Origin of the sequence: Pseudomonas sp. 29 (assembly GCF_002754355.1) — a bacterium.
GTDB lineage: Bacteria > Pseudomonadota > Gammaproteobacteria > Pseudomonadales > Pseudomonadaceae > Aquipseudomonas > Aquipseudomonas neuropathica.
The window spans coordinates 6,213,575-6,234,282 of record NZ_PEEY01000001.1 but is presented as its reverse complement, the minus strand read 5'-3'; the positions used below and the strand labels follow the sequence as shown (position 1 = coordinate 6,234,282).

Below are 20,708 nucleotides of genomic sequence, written 5' to 3'. Positions count from 1 at the left end.
GGGGAAAGCAGCGCGGCACCCGAAGGTGCCGCGCTTTACGTGAACACCTTGGTTTACGGCAGGGCGTAAGCCATCACGTAGTCGCCGCGATCGGTCGACTGGCGGGCACCACCGGCGGTGATGACGATGTATTGCTTGCCGGTTTTCGGCGAAACATACGTCATCGGACCACCTTGGCTGCCGACTGGCAGACGTGCTTTCCAGACTTCTTCACCGTTGCCGCTGTTGAACGCGCGCAGGTAGAAGTCCTGGGTGCCGGCGATGAAGATCAAACCACCTTGGCTCGACAGGGTGCCGCCGAGGGTTGGCAGACCAATCTTGATCGGCAGGTGCATGCGGATGCCCAGTGGACCGGTGTCTTCAACGGTACCGACCGGAACCTGCCAGGCGACTTTCTGGGTTTTCATGTCGATCGCGGTCAGTGTGCCGAACGGTGGTGCTTGGCACGGAATGCCGGCTACCGACAGGAAGCGGTTTTTGTTCACCGCGTACGGCGTACCTTTTAACGGCACGGCGCCCATGCCGGTGTTCAGCGCTTCGCCACCGCCAGCGGCCTTGCCCTGGTTCTGCGACGGGATCATCTGAATCCACAGGCCCAGACGCATGTCGTTGACGAAGATGAAACCGTGTACCGGGTCAGTAGAGATACTGCCCCAGTTCATGCCGCCTAGCGAACCCGGGAAACTCAGCGATTTATCGGTGCCCGGCGCGGTGTACAAGCCGTCGTAACGCATGCCTTTGAAGTCGATGCGGCAGAGCAACTGGTCGTAAGGGGTCGCGCCCCACATGTCCGATTCGGTCAGGTGCTGTGCGCCGATTTGCGGCATGCCCAGCGATTTTGGCTGAGTAGGCGAGTACGGTTCGTTCGGGATGTTCGCCGCTTTGACCGGGACTTCTTTAACCTCGGTCAGCGGTTTGCCGGTGGCGCGGTCGAGCACGTAGATCTGCCCGGCCTTGGTGCCGATGACCACGGCCGGTACGGTTTTACCGTCCTTGGTGAAGTCGATCAGGCTCGGCTGCATCGGCAGGTCGAAGTCCCACAGATCGTTGTGCACGGTCTGGAACACCCAGCGTTCTTCACCACTGGTGGCGTCCAGCGCGAGGATCGAAGCGCCGTAGGTGTGATCGAGTTTGCTGCGCTCGACACCATAAATGTCGGTAGACGAGCTGCCCATCGGCAGGAACACGGTGTTGGTCGCCGGGTCGTAGGACATCGGTGCCCAGCTGTTCGGCGTGCTGCGCACATAGGTGCTGCCGTCTGCCGGCGCCTTTTTATCCTGCGGATTGCCCGGGTCGAAGGCCCAGCGCATGGCACCAGTCATCACGTCAAAACCACGGATCACGCCGCCGGGCATGTCGGTCTGCACGTTGTCAGCCACGCGACCGCCAACCACCACGGTGGTTCCGGCCATCAACGGAGCGGACGACAACTGATAGTAGCTGTCCGGGACATCACCCAGACCGGCCTTCAGATCGACCTGGCCATTGTTGCCGAAACCCTGGCAGAACTCGCCAGTGTCAGCATCAACCGCGATCAAACGGGCATCGATGGTGTTGGTCAGCAGACGGCGCTGGCAATTGGCGGCCGGCGCTGGTTTGGCTTCGATGATTTTCGAATTGGCTGGCTGAGCAATGGCAGCGCTGGCGTCGAAGTAGGCCATGCCACGGCAACGCTGCCAAACTTTCGACTGGGCGTTGATCGCGTTCTTCCACAGCTCTTTACCGGTGTCGGCATCCAGCGCGATCAGGTTGTTGTGCGGGGTGCAGATGAACACCTTGTTGCCAACCTGCAGCGGGGTGAGCTGATCTTCAGCGCCGTTGCCATCGCTCTCGGCGACGTCGCCGGTGTGGTAGGTCCACGCGACTTTCAGCTTGTCGACGTTGTTGCGGTTGATCTGGTCCAGCGCGGCGAAGCGGCTGCCACCTTCGGTATTACCGTAGTGCGCCCAGTCCTTCTGCGCCTTGTCCGGCTCGACCGGGGTCAGGCCCGGGCCAGTGCCGGTGGCGGCAACGGTCGGGTGCGCGACGAACATGTTGCCAGCCGCCACAACCACGCCGACCGCCAGCACCGCAGCCACAGCGTAAGCGCCGCGACCTGCAACACTGCCGTTGGCACGCTTGAGCAGAGGATAAACCAGCGCCACGACCAGGCCGATCACGCTGAACATGAACAGGCGCGAGAACACCGGCCAGAACACCAGCCCGGCATCGCTCACTGCCCAAATCGCTGTTCCGACCAGGAACGCGGCAAACAACCAGGCACCGGCTGGCTTGTAGCGCGCGATCAGCAGACCGGAAACGGCCATGACCAAGCCACCCACCAGGAAGTACCACGAGCCTCCCAGGCTGACCAACTTCACGCCGCCCGCAGCCAGCGCCAAGCCGAGCAGGGCGATGACGACGCCCAGCCCGACCAGAATGAATTTTGATATGCCCGAGAGGCGTTGACTCTGCTTCACGTTGAATGTCCCGTTGAAATGAGGAGGGCATTATATAGTTAGGTAACTACCTAGTTAAATCACTAATTCAGTAATAAAGCGTTGTTGGTTCTTCGATAACGCGCCTGAGCCGAAACTGGCAGTCTCATGGGGTTCAGCTGAGCTTTTGAATGTCTGCAAAAAACGCATTTGTGTCAGAAAAAAAGCCGGTTATGACAGCTCTTTCGTTGTGCCGTGTTCAACCTGGCCTTAAAGATCAGCCGACCCACGGCATTAAAACCAGCTTAGCCCACATATAGCTCAAGTCCTGCGAGCAGGGCTTCGAAGGTCACTCTGCAGCGCGGGCTGCTGCGTAAATCTTCGTGCATGGTCAGCCAGGTGGTCAGTCGGGGTTTGAAGGCTTGGGCGAGTACGCGCACCAGTTCGGGGTCACGTTGCGCCACTCGCACCTGGCACACGCCGATGCCCACACCAGCGCGGATCATCGCGAGTTGGGCCAGATCACTGTCAGTGCGCAAGGTGAAGTGTTCGCGCCGCCATTGTGGCAACCAGTGTCTGGCGCTGCGCAGAAAGGGCGTTTCCTGGTCGAACCCGATCAGTGCGTGATCGGTGAGTGCTTCCAGTGTCTGCGGAGTGCCGCGCGCATCGAGGTAGCGACGGTGGGCATGCAGGCCCAGTTCGATGTCGCCGATCCGTCGGGCAATGAGCGAGCCCTGTTCGGGGGCGACCATGCGCACGGCGATATCGGCCTCACGATGCAACAGGTCTTGCACGCGATTGGTCAGCACCAGCTCCACCTTCAGTTCCGGGTAGCGGCTTTGCAGTCCGGCAATCACCGGGGGCAGCACTTCTGCGCCGACCACCTCGCTGGTGCTGATGCGCACCGTTCCTCTGACTGCGCTCCCTTGTGCCTCGGCGGCGCGCAACAGTGCAGCGGCATTGGCGCGCATGGCTTCGGCGAAAGGCTTGAGTGCCAGCGCAGCTTCTGTCGCCAACAGGCCTTGTTGTGACCGAGTAAACAGGCTTACGCCCAGTTGCTGCTCGAGCGTATCGATGTGGCGCCCGACCGTGGGCTGGGCAACACCCAGTGCCCGCGCGGCGGCCGACAATGATCCTTCCTGCAACACGCTCAGGTAGGAGCGGTACAGTTCCCAGCTAATGTTATTGTCCATGCATAAATGTATAGCGGGTCGCCGAAATTAGGCAATTTCATAGAGTGATGAGCGCCTTCAGACTTCTCTCATTCCATCGAGAGGGCGGTAACATGATCACAAGTCGGCGCGTTTTGGTTTTGGGGGCAACCGGTGGCATTGGCGGTGAGGTGGCGCGCAAGTTGCGCGAATCCGGTTGGGAAGTGTGTGCATTGCGTCGCGGTGGCCGTCCGCGAAACCAAGGGTTGGAAGGCATTACTTGGTTCGACGGTGACGCGATGAATCGTCAGCAGGTCATGGCCGCTGCGCAGGGATGCTCGGCCATCGTCCATGCGGTCAATCCGCCGGGGTATCGTGGCTGGGACCAGCAGGTGTTGCCCATGCTCGACAACACCATCGCCGCCGCCATTGCCCAAGGCGCGACGATTGTCCTGCCGGGCACCGTTTACAACTACGGGCCGGATGCCTTTCCACTGCTGCACGAGGATTCGCCCCAACAACCTTTGACCCGCAAAGGCGCCTTGCGAGTGGAACTTGAGCGACGACTGCGCGCCGCCAGCACTCAAGGCTGCCGCGTGATCATTGTGCGCGCCGGCAATTTTTTCGGGCCGGTACCGGGCAATAACTGGTTTTCCCAAGGCTTGATCAAACCGGGCAGGACGGTGGCCCGCGTGCTCCTGCCGAGTGCCAAGGGCATCGGCAACCAGTGGGCCTATTTGCCCGATGTCGCCAACACCATGGTGCAACTGCTGGAGCGTCGCCAGACCCTTGATCCTTTTGCAACCTTTCATATGGCGGGTCATTGGGATGCGGACGGTCGGCAAATGGCCGAAGCCATCCGCCGCGTTGTCGCAAAACGCAGCGGCAAGGCGCCGAAGATCAAAGCCTTCCCGTGGTGGTTGATCAGCGTGCTGTCACCCGTTGTCGAAACCTTTCGCGAAATGCAGGAGATGCGCTACCTGTGGAACGAGCCGGTGCGTTTGAGCGGCGCGCGCTTGCTGGCGACATTGGGTCGTGAGCCGCACACGCCGCTGGATGAGGCTGTCGAAGCAACGCTGGCAGTTCTGGGTTGCCTGGATTGAATGAAGCCGCGCCTGGCGGGAAATGCGCCACGCGCCTGACGGCTCCAGATCAGCTCATACGCCCGGCGTACCAACGGCTTCACGGTATTGGGGCGTATCCACAGATGACAGGTCACGTCAGGCCAGCGTGGGAATCCGTCTGGCCGCCAGCGCTGATTGCGAGTTGAACGACAGTGTCCGACTCATGCCGGCGTGGTGAGCGAAAACGGAATGCGCAGCTCTTCGACAGGCCCTGAATCGCGCCCGCACATTTCGTCGTGCACGCATTGCTGCACCAGTACGCAGGGAAAGGCCGGCACGGTCTGTAGCAAGTCCCGCAGGTGAGTGATCGAGCGCAGGTGCATCGGCTTGGCCGCGTCATCCAGCAAGGTGAACTGGCCGTGATCCAGGCGGATCCGCGCCAGATAAAAACCACCTTCGAGTGACAGCAGCTCCAGTTCGCGTATTTCACTGTTGGCCGCACGTTCGGTGAGGGCTTGCAGGTTCATGCTTCACTCCTTGCCTACCAGGGTAGGCGTTCTCCATCGTAGGCAAAGAAATGGCCGCTGTCGGCCGGCGTCAACTGGTCAATCAAGGTCAGTAACTGTTCAGCGGCAACGTCTGCCGGACGCGCGCTGGAGGCGCCGCGAAAAGGTTGCGACAACCCCGACACCACCGTGCCCGGGTGCAGACTGAGCAAGCGACTCTGCGGGCGCGTGCGTGCCAGTTCGATGGCGGCGGTCTTGATCAGCATGTTCAGCGCAGCCTTGGAAGCGCGGTAGGCGTACCAGCCGCCCAATCGGTTGTCGCCAATGCTTCCGACCTTGGCCGAAAGCATCGCCATCGCTCCCCGAGGATCGAGCAGTGGCAGGAAATGACGCAACACCAATGCCGGTCCCAGCGTGTTCACTTGAAACACGGTTTGCAGCGCCTCCGGCTCGATCGCGCTGAAGCTTTTTTCCGGCTTGATCCCGTCACGATGGAGCAGACCGGCCGCGTGAATGATCAGTTGATACGGCGCTTCGCCTGCCAGTTCGGCGGCGGCGCTGGCAATCGTTTCAGGTCGTTCAAGGTCGAGCGCGGGGAGGGTACGGCGCCCCAGCGCGCGAACGCCGGCACAGCGCGAATCCTGTTTCAGCCGTTGGCAAAAGGCTGTACCGAGGGCGCCACTGGCGCCGATCACCAGCGCGCGATAACCATCGCCAAACGAGGCCAGGGTCAATGCGCGGTTCACTCGCTGACTCCCGCGCCTTGGCGACGGAAGAACAGTGTCACTTGGCCGACCTCTACACCGAACTTGGACATGCTGGTGCGGTTGATCAACGTGTCCTCGTCCATCAAGTACATCCAGTCGTCCATGCTCATTTCGTAAGTCGAGTCGTCGACCGGCAGGTTCAGGCGATAACGCCAGTGCAGCGTATTGCCCGCGACCTGGCCCTCGGCGACACCCACTACGTCAGCCGCGCGACCGCTCCAACGCCCCTGGCCTTCGGGCGTGAGGGTCCAGACGCGACGTTGGCGGGTGCCGTCGCTGTACAGGAAGCGCTCGTCGAGAATCAGGTTGTTACCCTCACGCCGGCTGACGATGTTGACCTCAAAACGTTTGGCCACCTCACCGCTGCGCTTCTGAAACATTCCCCAGGCTTTGACGGGCTGGCTGAAAAAACGCTGCAGGTCCAAGGCCGGTTGTTGCTCGGCATAACGGGCAACATCCACGCTGCCGCAGCTTGCGACGCTGAGTGCCAGTGTCAGTAACAGCAGAAATCGGGTCATTGCCTAACTCCCTGAAACGCACGAGTGAAGAGGGTGAGATTCGAACTGGCGGCTTGTACAGTGACTGTCTCCTGTATAGCTTTATCGCCGCCCGATCAGTTGCAGGAATTCCTGCCGTGTCGTCGAACTGTCCCGAAAAGCACCCAGCATCACGGAGGAGGTCATGACCGAATTCTGCTTCTCAACGCCGCGCATCATCATGCACATGTGCCGGGCTTCAATGACCACCGCGACACCGGCGGCATCGGTGATTTGCTGAATGGCATCGGCAATCTGTCGCGTGAGGTTTTCCTGGATCTGCAGGCGCCGCGCGAACATGTCTACCACCCGCGCGACCTTCGACAGCCCCAGCACCCGGCCGGTGGGGATGTACGCGACATGTGCCTTGCCGATAAAGGGCAGCATGTGGTGCTCGCACAAGGAATACAGCTCGATGTCGCTGACGATCACCATTTCATCGCTCTGCGACTCGAACAGGGCACCGTTGGTGACGTCTTCCAGGCTCATCGTGTAGCCATTGCACAGATACTGCATCGCTTTGGCGGCGCGTTGGGGTGTGTCCAACAGACCTTCGCGCTCGGGGTTTTCACCGACGCCGACGAGAATTTCACGGTAATGGCTGGCTAATAGTGGGTTCATTCAAGGTGCTCGCGGCAGTGCTGTGCGTGGGGCCAATCCATAGCGAAAGAGTTGTACGCGATGAAGTGCTTTGTATAGGTTTTATTGAAGATAGGCTGAAAAAAATCACCTGACAATGAATCGGCAATCTTTTTTATGCAGATGCGAAAACCTCACATCGGAAAATGTGAGACCGCGAGGAGCGGGAAGCAGAGGGGGAATGACGATGAGCGCTCGGGGAAATGTGTGAGCGCGGTGCGATAACAAGCGATGTTGTGCGGCGTTCTGATTGATTCGGGAACCGTCAGACATCCTGACGGTTCCCGATTACTGCACCTCAAACGTTCTCTGCAAGCCTGCGCACGTCACCCAGGGAGTCACGCTGCATCGACTGCAGATTCTTCTCGATGGTTTCGCACAGCGCTTCCATCTGAATCTGATGCTCGCTGTGGCGAAACGGACTTTGCAGGTCGGTGCCGATGCGCTCGATGGCCAGCAGCATAAAGCCCACCACGGTCGACGCCAGCGGCGTGAACCAGCCCAGCGACTCCACCAGACCGACCGGGACGATCAGGCAAAACAGCGAGATAAACAGCCGTGGGAAATACACATAAGGGTAGGGCAGCGGCGTATTGGCAATTCGCTCCATGCCACCCTGGCTGTTGGACAGGTCCACCAGCGTCGATTCCAACCGCGCCAGGCGAATGCTGTCGAGGCGCCCGGCCTTGTATTCCCGCGCGAGCAAAGTCGCCGAGCCGGTGAGGATATCGTTGGCAAAGTTATTGGTGGTGCCGCTGCGGGCGAACTCCTCGGCGGGAATGAACGCGCGGACTTCCTCAGGGCAAGGCTGGCCTTGCAGATGCGCTGCGAGGCAATTCACATAGGCGACGTGGCGGCGTAATAGAGTCGACTTGACCGGATTGACCTCGTTGTCAGCGTCATCCAGCAACGTCAGCACCTGCCGGGCGAAACTGCGCGAGTTGTTGATCATCGCCCCCCACAGCGTCCTTGCTTCCCACCAGCGGTTGTAGGCGCTGCTGTTGCGGAAACTGATCAACACAATCAACGCCGAACCCAATAAAGTCAGGGGCATGAGGGGTAAATTCAGCTTGGTGTTGAGAAACAACATGAAGTCGACAGTGACAGCGATGTCCCAGAGCAAAAGCCAGAACAAGGCCCAGCCGACGTAGCCCAGCGTTTTGATGATCAATCGGTATTTTCTGACGATGGCAGCTTTCAAACGGAAACCTCGTGGCGAGCGGTAAGCGTTAACGCTTTAGCTCGGACGCTGTTTTCGGGACAAAGGTTCGCTCATCGATGCAGCGCCCGGGTGATCATCGGCAAAGACGTTACACGCTATGTGCTCGATACGCCTGGCACATCCATATTGATCTTGCGCCAGCAAGCTTCCGACAGACTGTAGACCGAGAACGCCATCAGCCCCAAGGCTATTACCATCAAGATCAGCCAGCCAGCGGGTAGATTCTGCAGTGCATCGAGCGCTTCTTTCATACCCGGGGGATCCATGGCTTGATAGGTAGAGCCGCTGATTGCCAGCAGCAATGCGATCTCGATAAACACGACGCCGCGCGCGATCAGACCAAACCGCGAGACCGGGCGGACGTAGCGCATGACCTCTTCGTCGGCCTCGAAATACTTCTCGAACGACGCTTTCCAGCCCTTGATGATGTGAGCAATGCCTACACCGAGCGGCACGAGGGCGATCAGGTACACCAGCCAGTTCGAGTGTTCCCAGGACAGAAGATGCGCCAGCCAGTCTTTGGTTTGTCCTGCGGAATTGCCCGAGCTTTTAATCCCGCTGATGAGCAGGCCCAATGCAAAGAACGCCAGAGCACCGTTCACCAGACCTCCCACAAACAGCCCTGTGCGAATCACCAGACCTTTGAGTTTTGTGCCGTGATGATCGACATCACGCGTTGCCTGCAGAACACGCCAGGCGGCAAATGCGAGCAGTCCCGCCACGACAAGTCCAACCAGAAAATAGCCGAATGGCTGAGCCAGCAAGGCTTCCAGACTCTTGTGGCTGTCCTTCGGTTTAGTCGAATCCTGGGCTGCCAGCAACGCAAAGATACCGATGATCAGATAAAGCATTCCTCGAGCGGCATAGCCTCCCCGAGCGAGGAGGACAAGGTTGCGTTGCGCGGACATGGGGGGATTCCTGAGAGGTTATAAGAGAGCAGACCCTTCTTGCCGGGAGGGGTTCTATGACCTGTCGAAGAACGCAGTGAGCTGGTTTCTACGGATAATTCAGCAATAGCCGGAATCTTCACTTGATCAAAACAACGATCTTGCCCTTCGCGCGGCCCTGCTCGACGTAACTCAACGCCTCGGCCGTTGATTCAAAGGGGAACGTTCGATCAATCACCGGTTTGATGATGCCGGCCGCAACCAGCGAGCTGATTTGTTGCAGTTGGGCGCCGTTGGCGCGCATGAACACGAACGCGTAATTGACGTCACGCTTGCGTGCCTTGCGCCGAATAGCGAAGCTCAGCAAGCGCATGACCTGCTGCAAGGGCCAGGACAAACCTTGCTCCTGTGCGAATTGCGCGGTGGGTGGCCCAGAGATGGAAATCAGCTGGCCACCGGGCTTGAGCACCTTGAGTGATTTCTCCAGGACATCGGCGCCGAGGCTGTTCAACACCACGTCGTAGTCGTGCAAGACACTTTCGAAGTTCTGCTGTTTGTAGTCGATCACCACGTCAGCCCCTAGCGCCTTGACCCATTCGACATTCGCGGTGCTGGTGGTTGTGGCGACAAAGGCACCGAGGTGTTTGGCAAGCTGAATGGCGACGGTGCCGACGCCACCGGAGCCGGCGTGAATCAGTACTTTCTGGCCTTTTTTCAGCTGGGCGGTGTCGACCAGCACTTGCCAGGCAGTCAGTGCCACCAAGGGCAGGGAAGCAGCCTGTGCCATGTCGATATTGGCCGGTTTCAGGGCAATCGCATTTTCGTTCACGGCGATCAACTCGGCGAAGGTACCGATTCGTGCTTCCGGCGGGCGGGCGTACACCTCGTCTCCCGGTTTGAAGCGTGTCACTTGCGTGCCGACTTCAGTCACCACGCCTGCCAGATCGTTGCCCAGAATCAATGGAAACGCGTAGGGCAGGATCAACTTGAATTCGCCGGTGCTGATCTTCGAGTCCAGCACGTTGACGCTGCTGGCATGGACCTCGATCAAGACGTCGTGGGGACCCACTGCGGGGGCAGGCGTTTCGCCCATGCGCCCGGGGTGCTTGCCATAGCGATCAATCAAAAAAGCTTTCATCGAGGTGCGGCTCTTGTCGGTGTACGGATGGTAGTCGCTGCGTTGCGGATTCGATGCAGCGCCTTGTGACTGCATCGAATGCGCCGAGCATGCTCGCTAGCTGAAGATCACTCTGGCGTCTGGTAGCGCTGGGCAACCTCAGATTGGCGGATTTGCCCGATCAGGCCCAGCCGTGCGCCCTGCAGGGCATCCCAGCGCTCTGCTTCGTGCAGCGGCGGAATGGTCACTGGTTCGCGACGATCAAAGCCGACGAGCGCAGCATCCACCAGATCACCCACCTCCATGATTTCGCTCAAAGTGTTGATGTCGACGCCGGAGCGATCCCAGATCTCCGTGCGCGTGGCGGCGGGCAGGACGGCTTGCACGTAGACGCCCTGAGGCGACAGTTCCAGGCTCAGACCTTGCGACAGGAACAGCACAAAAGCCTTGGTCGCGCCGTAGACCGTCATGCCGAACTCCGGTGCGAGGCCCACCACCGAACCGATGTTGATGATCGCACCGTCACCGGCCTTGGCCAGGCGTGGAGCGATGGCGCTGGCAAGCCGCACCAGTGCGGTGGTGTTGAGGGCGACCAGTTGCGCCACTTTATCGGTGCTTTGCTCGACGAAATGGCCGGACAGCGCCGCGCCGGCGTTATTGACGAGGACGCCGATACGGGCATCGTCGCGCAGGCGGTTTTCAACGGTGGTCAGATCGCCCGGTTGGGTCAGGTCCGCCGGGATCACATCGACGGCGACGTCGTGTTCGCTGCGCAAGCGCGCAGCCAGTGCATCCAGGCGCGCCTGATCGCGGGCGACCAGTACCAGGTCGTGGCCGCGTTGCGCAAAGCGTTCGGCGTAGACCGCGCCGATGCCGGTGGAGGCGCCAGTGATCAGAACAGTAGGGCGAGTGCTCATGGTTTATCTCTCTTTGAGGGTGTGAGAAACAGAACGCGCTTAGCTTGCGCTGATGCTTGATTCAGTCAGCGACGATTGATGTTGTTCCGTGCCCGTTGATGAAGATCGTTGTTGCGAGCAATTAGGATGATGATCTAAATCTAAACTGTCAACGGTTTTGATTATGGCCAACATCTATGTATCATCGGACGCAGGATTTCCCCGGAAACACGAGGTATTGCACGTGAGAGTGACCAAGGCCCAGGCGCAGGCCAATCGAGAGCACATCGTTGAAACCGCCTCAGAGCTGTTCCGCGAGCGCGGTTTTGACGGCGTCGGCGTGGCGGACCTCATGGCGGCCGCCGGTTTCACCCATGGTGGTTTCTATAAACACTTCGGGTCGAAAGCCGACCTGATGGCCGAAGCTTCGGCGTGCAGTCTGGCCAAATCGCTGACTGGCGCCCAAGCGCTGGATGTTCCGGGCTTTATCAACGTCTATGTGAACAGAGAACATCGCGACGGACGCAGCGACGGTTGCACCATGGCCGCGTTGGGCGGCGACGCGGCGCGTCAGTCGGATGAGGTGAAAGCGACGTTTGCCGAGGGCATTGAGCACACCCTGCAAACCCTGGGCGAGAAATACCCGACAGCGCCGGATGCCGAGGTGGGTGAGGGGCGCAAGAAGATGATTGACCTGCTGTCGCGGGCCGTCGGCGCGATTATCCTGTCGCGTGCCTGCCCGGATGATTCCGCGCTGGCAGACGAGATTCTTGAGGTATGCCGCGCAGAAATGCTCGCTTCGTTGCCGACCGAAAACGCCGTCGCAGAGTAGCAGCGCGGCTCATTCGGCGAGCGCTTTGGCCCTGGCGATGGAAAATGCTTGCGGCAGCTGGGCGCCATTCTTCGCCGCAAGAATCTCGGCCATCACGCTGACGGCGATTTCCGCAGGCGTCTTGCTGCCAATGTACAGACCGATCGGCCCGTGCAGCCGCTCAAGCGACGTCTCGGTTTCACCAAAATGTTCAATCAGGCGTTCTCGGCGCAGTTGGCTGTTGCGCCGCGAGCCGATGGCGCCGATATAGAACGCCGGGCCGTGGAGCGCTTCGAGCAAGGCCAGATCGTCGAGTTTGGGGTCATGACTCAAGGCGACGATGCAGGTGCGCAGATCGACCGCGAAGTCGCGGACCACGTCGTCCGGCATGCCGACAATGCGCTCCACACCGTCTACCGCCCAAGTCTCGATGTACTCGGGACGCGGATCGCACACTGCCACCTTGAAACCGTTGAACAAAGCCATGGTCGCCAGATACTCGGCCAGCGCGCCGGCACCGATCATCAGCATTCGATAGCCCGGCCCCAAGGTGTTGAGCATCTGCGCGCCATCGAAGCTGAACTGTTCCGGCGTTGCGGTAGATTCAACTGTGACCTGACCGGACTCCAGCGTCAGGCGACGGCGAACCAGTTGCCCGGCGTCCAGTTGCGTCAGCAGCTGATCAAGAGACTGCCACGCCGGGTTGAACTCAAGGATCAGTTCAAGCGTGCCGCCACAGGGCAAGCCGAAGCGATGCGCCTCATCGGCACTGACGCCATAACGCACCACTTCTGGCGTGCTGCCACTGAAAGCGCTGCCGCCATGGGCCGTGGTGTAGCGATGGATCAGATCGTCCTCGATGCAGCCGCCAGACACGCTGCCCACCACGCGACCATCGTCACGCAACGCCATCATCGACCCCGTCGGCCGTGGTGAAGAACCCCAGGTGCGCGCCACCGTGGCGAGCAACACACGCTCGCCAGCGGCAAGCCAGTCCCGCGCTGTGCGCAGGACCAGCAAGTCGATGCTTTCCATCAGTGTCTCCTCTTAGCGCATCTGCAGAATGATCGGGCTGCTGCTGGCCGGATCGGTGTGTTCACGCAGTTTGCCCACCGTCTGCGCATCAACCGCAGTGCTTTGGTTGCCCCAGGTGCTGCGCATGAAGGTCAGCACTTCGGCGATCTGCTGATCCGACAACTGCTCGCGGAAGGCCGGCATGCGGTAGGCATCCGGCACGCCGGCCGCCACCACGCGTTGCGAACCATTCAGAGTGATGTTGATCGCCGAGGCGCTTTCCTTGGCCAGTGCAGAAGTCGCGCCGGCCAGCGGCGGCATCCATTCGGACTGGCCCTTGCCGTCCAGACCATGGCAGGAAGCACAGCGCGTCACGTAGGTGTGAGCACCGGGCGAGTCGAGACGTTGCGCCGCCGAAACCGCTTGATACTGCCAAGGCTCGCCATCGCGCTGGCGGTCGCCAGGCAAGGACTTCAGGTAGTGGGCAATCGCGGTCAGATCCTCATCGTTCATGAACTGCGTGGAGTTGTTGAATGCTTCGGTCATCGAGCCGTAGACCACCGCATGTTGGTTGCGACCGGTTTTGAGGAACTGGACGATCTCCGGTTCGCTCCAGCGGCCCAGCCCGGTGTTGTGATCATCACGCAGGCTCGGTGCGTACCAGCCATCGAGCAACGCACCAGCGAGATACGGCTTGCCGGCCTCATCCAGTGCCTTCTCGTTGAACGCCAGGCCGCGCGGCGTATGGCAACTGCCGCAATGTCCGGCGCCTTGAACGAGGTAAGCGCCACGGTTCCACTGTTCATCCTGCGACGGTTTGGCTACGTAGGGCTCGGCGTCGACAAACACGCCATTCCACAGCGCAATCGGCCAGCGCAGGTTCAGCGGAAACGGAATCGCGCTGGGGATGTTCGCCTGTTTCACCGGCGCCACGCCTTTCATGAAGAACGCATACAGCGCACGCACATCATCGTCACTGAGCTTGGCGTAGGACGGATAGGGCATCGCCGGGTACAGACGGCGACGGTCGGGTGCTACGCCGTGGCGCACCGCCCGGTCGAAGTCCGCCAGGCTGTAGTGGCCGATGCCGGTTTCCGTGTCCGGGGTGATATTGGTCGCATGGATTGAGCCCAGCGGCGTGGCCATTTCCAGACCGCCAGCGAACGGCGCGCCGCCCGGCACGCTGTGGCAGGCCACGCAATCGCTGAGCCGGGCGACGTATTCGCCACGCGCGACCAGCGCCGGGTCGATGTCGGCCACGGCGATCTGATGGTTTTCCAGGCGCGAGACGGGCTCGCGGGTGACATACCAGGCCAGCAGGCCTGCCGCGACCAGGCACGGCACTGCCAGCCAGCCAGCGGTTCTTGCGAATCGGCTGTTATTCATGGACGCTCCGGCGCTGATCAAGTGAAGGTGTGTCGGCTCATGGGCAGGCTGCGCACCCGCTGACCGGTTAGCCTTGCCACCGCGTTAGCGACGGCGGGCGCGACCGCAGGGAGCGGCGGTTCACCGATGCCACCCATTTTTTCCCCGCTCTGGACCACACGCACATGGACCCGCGCCATCCGCGCAGGCGGCAGAATCGGATACAAGTCGTAGTTGCGCGCCCGGGGTTTGCCATCCACCCACACGGCTTCTTCCACCAGGGTTTGCGACAGCCCTAGCGCCACGGCGCCATTGACCTGCGCCTCGACAATCGCCGGGTTGACGATGCTGCCCGGGTCAATCGCCTGCCAGATGTCGTGCACCTTGACCTGGCCGTTCTCGATGGACACCTCGGCGATCACCGCCGTCTCGGTACCGAACGGCGAAGCCATGGCCACGCCGCGCGCACGTTTGCTGCCATCCTCGGCGGTAAACGGCCCGCGCTTCCAGCCTCCGGACAGTTCACCCACCGCTTGCAGCAGAGTGGTCAGGCGTTTGTTGTCGCGTAACAGATGCAGGCGCAAATCGAACGGGTCTTTGCCGCCCTTGTCGGCCAGCTCATCGAGGAACGATTCATAGAAGAAGTCGTTCAGCGAGTTGCCCACCGAACGCCAGTAACCGAGCATCGCCGGGCCTTTGACATAGATCTGCGCGATGCGCTTGTTGGCGATTGCGTAGGACTTGCCGGACAAACCTTCAAGCGCCGTCGGATCGAGCTTTTCACCTTGCTTGCCAGCGAGCGCTTCGGTTGGCCCTTCGGTGGCACTGATCGCTTCGATTGCCAGCGGCCAGCCGTCGCTGTCCAGTGCGGCACGGAAATTCACCGCAGCAACGGGACGGAGCACGTCACGCAGGAACTCTTCCTCGCGACTCCAGATCAGTTTGACCGGACGGCCAACCGCTTTCGCCAGCGCGATCGCCTGCGGATAGGGACTGGCCGAATCGTAGAGAAAATGCCGACCGAAGAAGCCACCCAGCAGCGGCGAATGCAAGGTGATGCGTGACGGATCCAGCCCTGTGCGTTTGGCAATGTCGGCGCGGAACATGTCCGGCGCCTGATTCGGCAACCAGACTTCCAGCGAACCGTCCGGGTTGAATCGGGCCAGTGCCGAAGGCGGCTCCAACTGGCCGTGGTTCAGGTATTGGTTGTGGTAAGTGGCGTCAATCCGGGTCTTGGTCTCCTTGAGAATCGCCGCCACGTCGCCTTCGTTTTCATCATCTTTGGCCGGGCTTTTATCTTCAGCGAGGCGCTTGAACCAGGCATCGCTGGAAAAGTCAGCAGGCATCGGCCGCACTTTGCTGTCGGCCGTTGGCTCTTGCCAGTCAACCTGAATCGCCTCGACGGCACGTTTGGCGTGCCACCAGCGCTCGGCGACCACCGCCACGGCACCCGGCAGACGATGCACGGAATGCACGCCTTTCATCGCCTTGACCTGCTCTTCGTTGCGCAGGTTACCCACGGTCATGCCCAGGCGCGGGGCATGTTGCACGGCGGCATGGAGCATGTCGTCGACCTTCAGATCGATGCTGTACAGCGCCTTGCCGGTGGACTTGTCGTAAGCATCGAGGCGCTTCACCGGTTTGCCGATCCAGCGGAACTGGCTCGGATCACGCAGCTTCACGGAGGCCGGATCGGGAACCGGCAGATCCATCGCGCGCTCGGCCAGTTCACCGTAAGCCAGCGAGCGGCCCGACTTGGCGTGCACGACTTTGCCTGGCTCGGTGGTCAATTCACTTACCGGCACGCCAAGTTGCTGCGCGCCCGCCTGCAATAACATGGCGCGGGCGAGGGCGCCGAGGCGGCGCATCACCGGGTAACTCATGCGCACCGACATGCTGCCGCCAGTGATGCGCATGCCGTTTTCCAACACCACATAGGCTTCGCCGGGCGGCGCCGCTTCGACCAGGAAGGTCGCCGGGTCGGCATCCAGTTCTTCACCGACAATCTGCGCCATTGCGGTGAACGTACCTTGCCCGCCTTCCATGAACGGGCAGAGCAGACGCACGCGGTTGTCCGGACGAATCTCGAGAAACGCCGGCACCTGCGTGCCGCGCTCAGCCGTCGCCGTTGCCACGGCAGCTTGCACGCGCGTCGCACCCAGCGGCAGGCCGAAGCCGAGGACCAGTGCGCCGACGGCGGTACCGGTGAGAAAACGTCTACGCGAAACATTGATCGGTTCGTGCAGATCCAGTGCTGAGGCTTGCAGTGAAGGGTCGATTCGAACGTTCATCACGCGTCTCCCTTGCCGGCCAGCTCATGCACGGCGGCATGAATGGCGTTGTACGTTCCGCAGCGGCACAGATTGACCATCGCTGCCTCGATCTGCGCGTCACTCGGTTTAGGGTTTTGTTTGAGCAGCGCAGTGGCGGCCATCACCTGCCCGGACTGACAGTAGCCGCACTGCGCGACCTGCAGATCGACCCAGGTCGAGACCACTCGTTTGCCCACCTCATCGCTTTCGATGGCCTCAATCGTGGTGACCTCGCGGCCGACCACACCGGCCACCGGCGTGACGCACGAGCGCACGACGTTGCCATCCACCAGCACCGAGCAGGCGCCACATTGCGCCAGTCCGCAGCCGTACTTGGTCCCGGTCATGCCCAGATCATCGCGGATCACCCACAGCAAGGGCGTATCGGCGTCGGCATCGACCTGATAGGTCTTCTGGTTGATTCGTAGTTCCATGATTCACCCGCTGATCATCGGTTGACGTGCATTGTTATGAGCGGAGACGCGCGGCGAGGCGCATCACCGGTGTTCGTTCAATTCGCGACGGTGCCGAGCGCTTCTGCCTCGAATGGCTGCCCGCGCAAAAGGGCGATGTCACGACTCGGCGCGGTGCCGAACAGCCGGGCATATTCGCGGCTGAACTGCGACGGACTTTCATAGCCGACCGCAAACGCCGCTCGCGAAACGTCGAGGCGTTCTACCAGCATCAGACGGCGGGCCTCGTTGAGCCGCAGCCATTTCTGGTACTGCAGCGGACTCATGCCGGTGAGCTGGCGGAAATGATGGTGAAAGGTCGGCGCGCTCATCTGCACTCGCGCGGCCAGATCGTCGATGCGCAGGGCATCGGTGTAGTTGACCTTGAGCCAGTCGATGGCCTTGGCGATGCGGTAACCCTGGCCATCGACGGCCGTGATCTGCCGCAGCCGCGCACCTTGGTCGGTGTGCAGCAAGCGATAGTGGATTTCGCGCAGAATCAGCGGCGCCAGCACCGGGATCGCCTCGGGTTCATCGAGCAATGCCAGCAGGCGATCAAGTGCGCCCTCCAGCGCGGACGACAGGCTGCCAATCGCGGCGCCCGTGCCCGTTGCTGGCTGACGCTTGGCCGGCAAGCCACTCTTGGTGATGACTTCGGCGAGCATGCTCACATCCAGTTTCAGCACGAGGCCGACACAAGGCTGTTGGGGACTGGCGAGCATCACTTCGGAGTTGGCGGGCAGGTCCAGCGACGTCACCAGAAACCGTGAAGGGTCATAACTGTAGCCCTCACCACCGACCCACAAGCGCTTTTCGCCGCGACCGACGAGAATCAGGCTGGGTTCGATCATGCACACCACGGGCGGCGCTGGCTGGTCGCGACGAAACAGCGACAGCCCGGGTATGGCTGTGGCGAAGTCACCCGGCGCGCTCACACGCGGGTCGATGTTCAACGCCAAAGGCGATTCCTGGGGCAGAGGGGTAGGGATCATGTCGGGTCACTCCTGTTGACCGAACTCTAATCCGCGCGCGAGACGTTTCCTATCCATCACCCTGCATCCCCAGAGGATCAGGCAAGCATTCAAGAGGAATGCGCTAGGGAAGGGCCGGATTGACCGGGAGAATGTGTCTATCTGTTACAGGGGCAGTGCCCGGATGGGCATCAAACTGCTTGCCCCTGCGCATCACATCCACAAGTTTTTCGCACCACAGGTAGTTCCCATGACGTTTCCTTCTACAGATCCTTCTAAAAGAACAGGCGGCTGGAGCGCCGTGCTGGCCATGTCGCTCGCCGCATTCGCCCTGGTCGCTTCAGAGTTCATGCCGGTCAGCCTGCTGACGCCGATTGCGGCCGACCTGCACATCACCGAAGGCCAGGCCGGGCAGGGGATTTCCGTGTCCGGAGCCTTTGCCTTGATCACCAGCCTGCTGATTGCCTCGGTCGCCGCGCGCGTCGAACGCAAGAGGCTGCTGCTGGGCCTGACCTTGCTGATGATCGTCTCCGGCACGGTCGTCGCGGTCGCGCCGGGCTATCCGTCATTCATGTTCGGACGTGCGCTGATCGGGATCGCGATTGGTGGTTTCTGGTCATTGTCGGCGGCGACCGCAATGCGTCTGGTGAAGCCTGAACAGGTTTCGCGAGCGCTGGCCATCGTCAATGGCGGTAACGCCTTGGCCACGGTGATAGCCGCTCCGGCGGGGAGCTTTCTTGGCTCGCTGATCGGCTGGCGCGGCGCATTCTTCTGTGTGGTTCCGGTCGCAGTGCTGGCCGCCGTGTGGCTGCTGATCAGCCTTCCGTCGTTCAAGGCCGAGCGCCAGGCCGGTAGCGGCAACGTCCTGCGGCTGATGAAGCAATTGCCAGTGGCCTTGGGCATGGTCGCCGTCAGCGTCTTTTTCATGGGCCAGTTCATGCTGTTCACCTATCTGCGGCCCTTTCTTGAAGGCGTGACGGGCGTCAGCGTTTCTACGTTGTCCTTGATGTTGCTGGGGCTGGGACTGGCCGGTTTTATCGGCACCTTTCTGATTGAAAGGTTTATGGGTCGCGGCCTCTACCGCACGTTGACCATCATCCCGCTGATCATGGCGGCCATCGCGCTGGCGTTGGTCAGCTTCGGCAAATCACCGGTACTCACCGCGATGTTGCTCGGACTCTGGGGACTGGTTGCGACGGCCGCGCCGGTTGGCTGGTGGACATGGTTGGCGCAGACGCTTCCGGATGATGCGGAAGCCGGAGGCGGCTTGCTCGTGGCGATTGTTCAACTGGCGATCGCAGGAGGCGCAATCATTGGAGGTCTGGCCTTCGATCTGAGTGGTTACAAAGCCACATTCGAGCTTAGCGCCGCTGTCTTGGTTGTCGCCTCAGTGCTGGCCTGGCTGGCGGGGCGCAATGCCACGGAAGTGCATCTTGTCGAACCGACAGCTCATTCGAGCGCTGTTTCCGGCGCTCCTGAGTCCCGATTTGTCTGATCACGCAGGAAGCTGCTCAGTGCACCAATGACGGTTGGGTCGCGACCGAGACAGTGAAGACCACGACAAACAGCACGACGAGCCCCCAGAACAACACCATGACTGTCAGCATGACGACCTTAAGGCCTTGATAAAGCCTGCGCAGCCAATGGCCTTCGGGTTTTGCGTCTGCGCGGGCTCTGAGTAGGCCTTTCAAATAAAAACCAAGCAGCGCAAGCAGTGCGCCATCTATCGCCAGCGCAGGCAGGCCGGCTAGGGGGAAAATGCTTTCCCAGCGATAGAAAGAAGACCGGCTCAGAAAGACCACATAACAAGTCAGACTGCCGTAGGGCAGTGCTCTCCACCATTTGCCGGCCAGCGCCCCGACCATCAGGCACATGATCACCATGAACGGGCTGAGGAGAATATGGAGCATCCAGTCCAGTACGTTGGGGAAGTAGTCCGGGGAATGGATGCTGCGCCAGAGGTGTTCCAACATTGATCGGGTTCCTGCCGTCCATGAAGTAAGTGCTGCTGCGGTGCTTCCTTGCTGCAGCACGGTATCGGCGTGTTTTCGGGTTACATAAGGGTGTTATGTGAATTGGGTAAGAACCGACGTTCGCGAAGGACCGGTTCCGCCCCTTAACCACCGTTTACACAGCTCGATCGCTAGAGTTCCAGCCAGTCAGAATGAAGCTGCGGAAATCGCTCTTGCAGCCACTCGATAAAGGCTTGAACCTGGGGCGCCAGATGAGTCCGGCTCGGGTATAGCAACGACACCGGGCGAGGGGCTGGCCGATAAGGCTTTAGAATTTCCACCAAACCGCGACTTTCCAAATGCTTGGCCACGGCGATCCCGGGTGCCTGAATTATTCCGAAGCCCGACACGCCACACTGAACGTACGCATTCGACTCGGTGACGGTGATGCCAGCGTCAGGCACAAAGGATCGATCCTGACCTTTCACCGAAAAATGCCAGGGCTCAACGAGCACAAGATCCGTCCCGTGATCGATCAGGTTTATCCATTCGAGACAGCACGAGAAGCTTACGAGCATCTCGCGAGGGGAGCATTTGGAAAGGTTATGATCAAAGTCGCTTAATAACGT

General features: G+C 60.7%; 19 protein-coding genes and 3 pseudogenes. 4 read left to right on the top strand and 18 right to left on the bottom strand.

Annotated features, from left to right (window positions below; all coding sequences use genetic code 11):
* Positions 1-53: 53 nt before the first annotated feature.
* On the bottom strand, positions 54-2,459 hold the full coding sequence (locus tag CLU80_RS28980; RefSeq protein ID WP_099759184.1) for a glucose/quinate/shikimate family membrane-bound PQQ-dependent dehydrogenase: 2,406 nt from the start codon (positions 2,457-2,459) through the stop codon (positions 54-56).
* A gap of 263 nt (positions 2,460-2,722) precedes the next feature.
* The gene (locus CLU80_RS28975; RefSeq protein ID WP_099759183.1) at positions 2,723-3,610 is read right to left on the bottom strand and encodes a LysR family transcriptional regulator; all 888 of its coding nucleotides are present in this window, start codon (positions 3,608-3,610) and stop codon (positions 2,723-2,725) included.
* Between the two features lie 92 nt (positions 3,611-3,702).
* On the opposite strand from CLU80_RS28975, the gene CLU80_RS28970 reads away from it, so the two are divergent.
* The gene (locus tag CLU80_RS28970) at positions 3,703-4,671 is read left to right on the top strand and encodes an NAD-dependent epimerase/dehydratase family protein (protein WP_099759182.1); all 969 of its coding nucleotides are present in this window, start codon (positions 3,703-3,705) and stop codon (positions 4,669-4,671) included.
* Positions 4,672-4,697: 26 nt separating this feature from the next.
* Here CLU80_RS28970 and CLU80_RS28965 read toward each other — a convergent pair.
* The 9 genes and pseudogenes from CLU80_RS28965 to CLU80_RS28925 all read right to left on the bottom strand — a co-directional run.
* Positions 4,698-4,811: pseudogene (locus CLU80_RS28965) on the bottom strand (LysR substrate-binding domain-containing protein); the annotation flags it as partial.
* A 42-nt stretch (positions 4,812-4,853) separates the two neighbouring features.
* Complete coding sequence (locus CLU80_RS28960; protein ID WP_093431477.1) at positions 4,854-5,159, bottom strand: DUF6482 family protein; 306 nt, start codon at positions 5,157-5,159, stop codon at positions 4,854-4,856.
* Between the two features lie 14 nt (positions 5,160-5,173).
* A complete protein-coding gene (locus tag CLU80_RS28955; protein WP_099759181.1) occupies positions 5,174-5,884 on the bottom strand; it encodes an SDR family NAD(P)-dependent oxidoreductase in 711 nt (236 codons plus the stop codon).
* Positions 5,881-6,423, bottom strand: a complete 543-nt coding sequence (locus tag CLU80_RS28950) for a DUF3833 domain-containing protein (protein ID WP_093431483.1) — start codon at positions 6,421-6,423, stop codon at positions 5,881-5,883. The genes CLU80_RS28955 and CLU80_RS28950 overlap by 4 nt, the downstream gene beginning before the upstream one ends.
* Positions 6,424-6,504: 81 nt before the next feature.
* The gene (gene folE / locus CLU80_RS28945) at positions 6,505-7,062 is read right to left on the bottom strand and encodes a GTP cyclohydrolase I FolE (protein ID WP_034154114.1); all 558 of its coding nucleotides are present in this window, start codon (positions 7,060-7,062) and stop codon (positions 6,505-6,507) included.
* A 316-nt stretch (positions 7,063-7,378) separates the two neighbouring features.
* Positions 7,379-8,281, bottom strand: a complete 903-nt coding sequence (locus tag CLU80_RS28940; RefSeq protein WP_093431486.1) for a bestrophin family protein — start codon at positions 8,279-8,281, stop codon at positions 7,379-7,381.
* Positions 8,282-8,397: 116 nt separating this feature from the next.
* Positions 8,398-9,210 (bottom strand): DUF1206 domain-containing protein, encoded by an 813-nt coding sequence (locus tag CLU80_RS28935; RefSeq protein ID WP_099759180.1) that lies wholly within the window; start codon positions 9,208-9,210, stop codon positions 8,398-8,400.
* 118 nt (positions 9,211-9,328) lie between these two features.
* Entirely contained in the window at positions 9,329-10,327 is a 999-nt protein-coding gene (locus CLU80_RS28930) for an NADP-dependent oxidoreductase (protein WP_099759432.1), read from the bottom strand.
* A 107-nt stretch (positions 10,328-10,434) separates the two neighbouring features.
* Positions 10,435-11,223, bottom strand: coding sequence for an SDR family NAD(P)-dependent oxidoreductase (locus tag CLU80_RS28925; protein WP_034154110.1), 789 nt, complete (start codon positions 11,221-11,223; stop codon positions 10,435-10,437).
* A gap of 223 nt (positions 11,224-11,446) precedes the next feature.
* Here CLU80_RS28925 and CLU80_RS28920 point away from each other — a divergent pair, with 223 nt between their 5' ends.
* Positions 11,447-12,034: a TetR/AcrR family transcriptional regulator gene (locus CLU80_RS28920; RefSeq protein ID WP_286079801.1), complete on the top strand. Its 588-nt coding sequence runs from the start codon at positions 11,447-11,449 to the stop codon at positions 12,032-12,034.
* Positions 12,035-12,043: 9 nt separating this feature from the next.
* Here the strand turns inward: CLU80_RS28920 and CLU80_RS28915 are convergent, their stop codons facing one another.
* From CLU80_RS28915 to CLU80_RS28895, 5 genes are all read right to left on the bottom strand, one after another.
* A complete protein-coding gene (locus CLU80_RS28915; RefSeq protein ID WP_099759178.1) occupies positions 12,044-13,048 on the bottom strand; it encodes an XdhC family protein in 1,005 nt (334 codons plus the stop codon).
* A 12-nt stretch (positions 13,049-13,060) separates the two neighbouring features.
* Positions 13,061-14,413: a c-type cytochrome gene (locus CLU80_RS28910; RefSeq protein ID WP_099759177.1), complete on the bottom strand. Its 1,353-nt coding sequence runs from the start codon at positions 14,411-14,413 to the stop codon at positions 13,061-13,063.
* Between the two features lie 17 nt (positions 14,414-14,430).
* The gene (locus tag CLU80_RS28905; RefSeq protein ID WP_099759176.1) at positions 14,431-16,683 is read right to left on the bottom strand and encodes a xanthine dehydrogenase family protein molybdopterin-binding subunit; all 2,253 of its coding nucleotides are present in this window, start codon (positions 16,681-16,683) and stop codon (positions 14,431-14,433) included.
* Entirely contained in the window at positions 16,683-17,138 is a 456-nt protein-coding gene (locus CLU80_RS28900; RefSeq protein ID WP_064118102.1) for a (2Fe-2S)-binding protein, read from the bottom strand. Before CLU80_RS28900 ends, CLU80_RS28905 begins: the two co-directional genes overlap by 1 nt.
* A gap of 77 nt (positions 17,139-17,215) precedes the next feature.
* Entirely contained in the window at positions 17,216-18,148 is a 933-nt protein-coding gene (locus CLU80_RS28895; protein WP_093431503.1) for an AraC family transcriptional regulator, read from the bottom strand.
* Positions 18,149-18,377: 229 nt separating this feature from the next.
* Between CLU80_RS28895 and CLU80_RS28890 the strand changes: the two genes are divergently transcribed.
* A complete protein-coding gene (locus tag CLU80_RS28890; protein WP_099759431.1) occupies positions 18,378-19,622 on the top strand; it encodes an MFS transporter in 1,245 nt (414 codons plus the stop codon).
* A gap of 16 nt (positions 19,623-19,638) precedes the next feature.
* On the opposite strand, the gene CLU80_RS28885 is transcribed toward CLU80_RS28890, so the two are convergent.
* Together CLU80_RS28885 and CLU80_RS28880 are read right to left on the bottom strand one after the other, a co-directional pair.
* Complete coding sequence (locus CLU80_RS28885; protein ID WP_099759175.1) at positions 19,639-20,100, bottom strand: hypothetical protein; 462 nt, start codon at positions 20,098-20,100, stop codon at positions 19,639-19,641.
* 170 nt (positions 20,101-20,270) lie between these two features.
* Positions 20,271-20,582, bottom strand: a pseudogene (locus tag CLU80_RS28880) (LysR substrate-binding domain-containing protein); the annotation flags it as partial.
* On the opposite strand from CLU80_RS28880, the pseudogene CLU80_RS28875 reads away from it, so the two are divergent.
* A pseudogene (locus tag CLU80_RS28875) lies at positions 20,577-20,702 on the top strand (zinc-binding dehydrogenase); the annotation flags it as partial. The pseudogenes CLU80_RS28880 and CLU80_RS28875 overlap by 6 nt on opposite strands.
* Positions 20,703-20,708: the final 6 nt, after the last annotated feature.

Excerpts from the sequence above, each read along its gene's own strand:
- CLU80_RS28975 (WP_099759183.1), bottom strand. The coding sequence starts at position 3,610 with ATGGACAATAACATTAGCTGGGAACTGTACCGCTCCTACCTGAGCGTG.
- CLU80_RS28970 (WP_099759182.1), top strand. The coding sequence starts at position 3,703 with ATGATCACAAGTCGGCGCGTTTTGGTTTTGGGGGCAACCGGTGGCATT.
- CLU80_RS28960 (WP_093431477.1), bottom strand. The coding sequence starts at position 5,159 with ATGAACCTGCAAGCCCTCACCGAACGTGCGGCCAACAGTGAAATACGC.
- CLU80_RS28950 (WP_093431483.1), bottom strand. The coding sequence starts at position 6,423 with ATGACCCGATTTCTGCTGTTACTGACACTGGCACTCAGCGTCGCAAGC.
- folE (WP_034154114.1), bottom strand. The coding sequence starts at position 7,062 with ATGAACCCACTATTAGCCAGCCATTACCGTGAAATTCTCGTCGGCGTC.
- CLU80_RS28935 (WP_099759180.1), bottom strand. The coding sequence starts at position 9,210 with ATGTCCGCGCAACGCAACCTTGTCCTCCTCGCTCGGGGAGGCTATGCC.
- CLU80_RS28930 (WP_099759432.1), bottom strand. The coding sequence starts at position 10,327 with ATGAAAGCTTTTTTGATTGATCGCTATGGCAAGCACCCCGGGCGCATG.
- CLU80_RS28925 (WP_034154110.1), bottom strand. The coding sequence starts at position 11,223 with ATGAGCACTCGCCCTACTGTTCTGATCACTGGCGCCTCCACCGGCATC.
- CLU80_RS28915 (WP_099759178.1), bottom strand. The coding sequence starts at position 13,048 with ATGGAAAGCATCGACTTGCTGGTCCTGCGCACAGCGCGGGACTGGCTT.
- CLU80_RS28910 (WP_099759177.1), bottom strand. The coding sequence starts at position 14,413 with ATGAATAACAGCCGATTCGCAAGAACCGCTGGCTGGCTGGCAGTGCCG.
- CLU80_RS28905 (WP_099759176.1), bottom strand. The coding sequence starts at position 16,683 with ATGAACGTTCGAATCGACCCTTCACTGCAAGCCTCAGCACTGGATCTG.
- CLU80_RS28900 (WP_064118102.1), bottom strand. The coding sequence starts at position 17,138 with ATGGAACTACGAATCAACCAGAAGACCTATCAGGTCGATGCCGACGCC.
- CLU80_RS28895 (WP_093431503.1), bottom strand. The coding sequence starts at position 18,148 with ATGATCCCTACCCCTCTGCCCCAGGAATCGCCTTTGGCGTTGAACATC.
- CLU80_RS28890 (WP_099759431.1), top strand. The coding sequence starts at position 18,378 with ATGACGTTTCCTTCTACAGATCCTTCTAAAAGAACAGGCGGCTGGAGC.
- CLU80_RS28885 (WP_099759175.1), bottom strand. The coding sequence starts at position 20,100 with ATGTTGGAACACCTCTGGCGCAGCATCCATTCCCCGGACTACTTCCCC.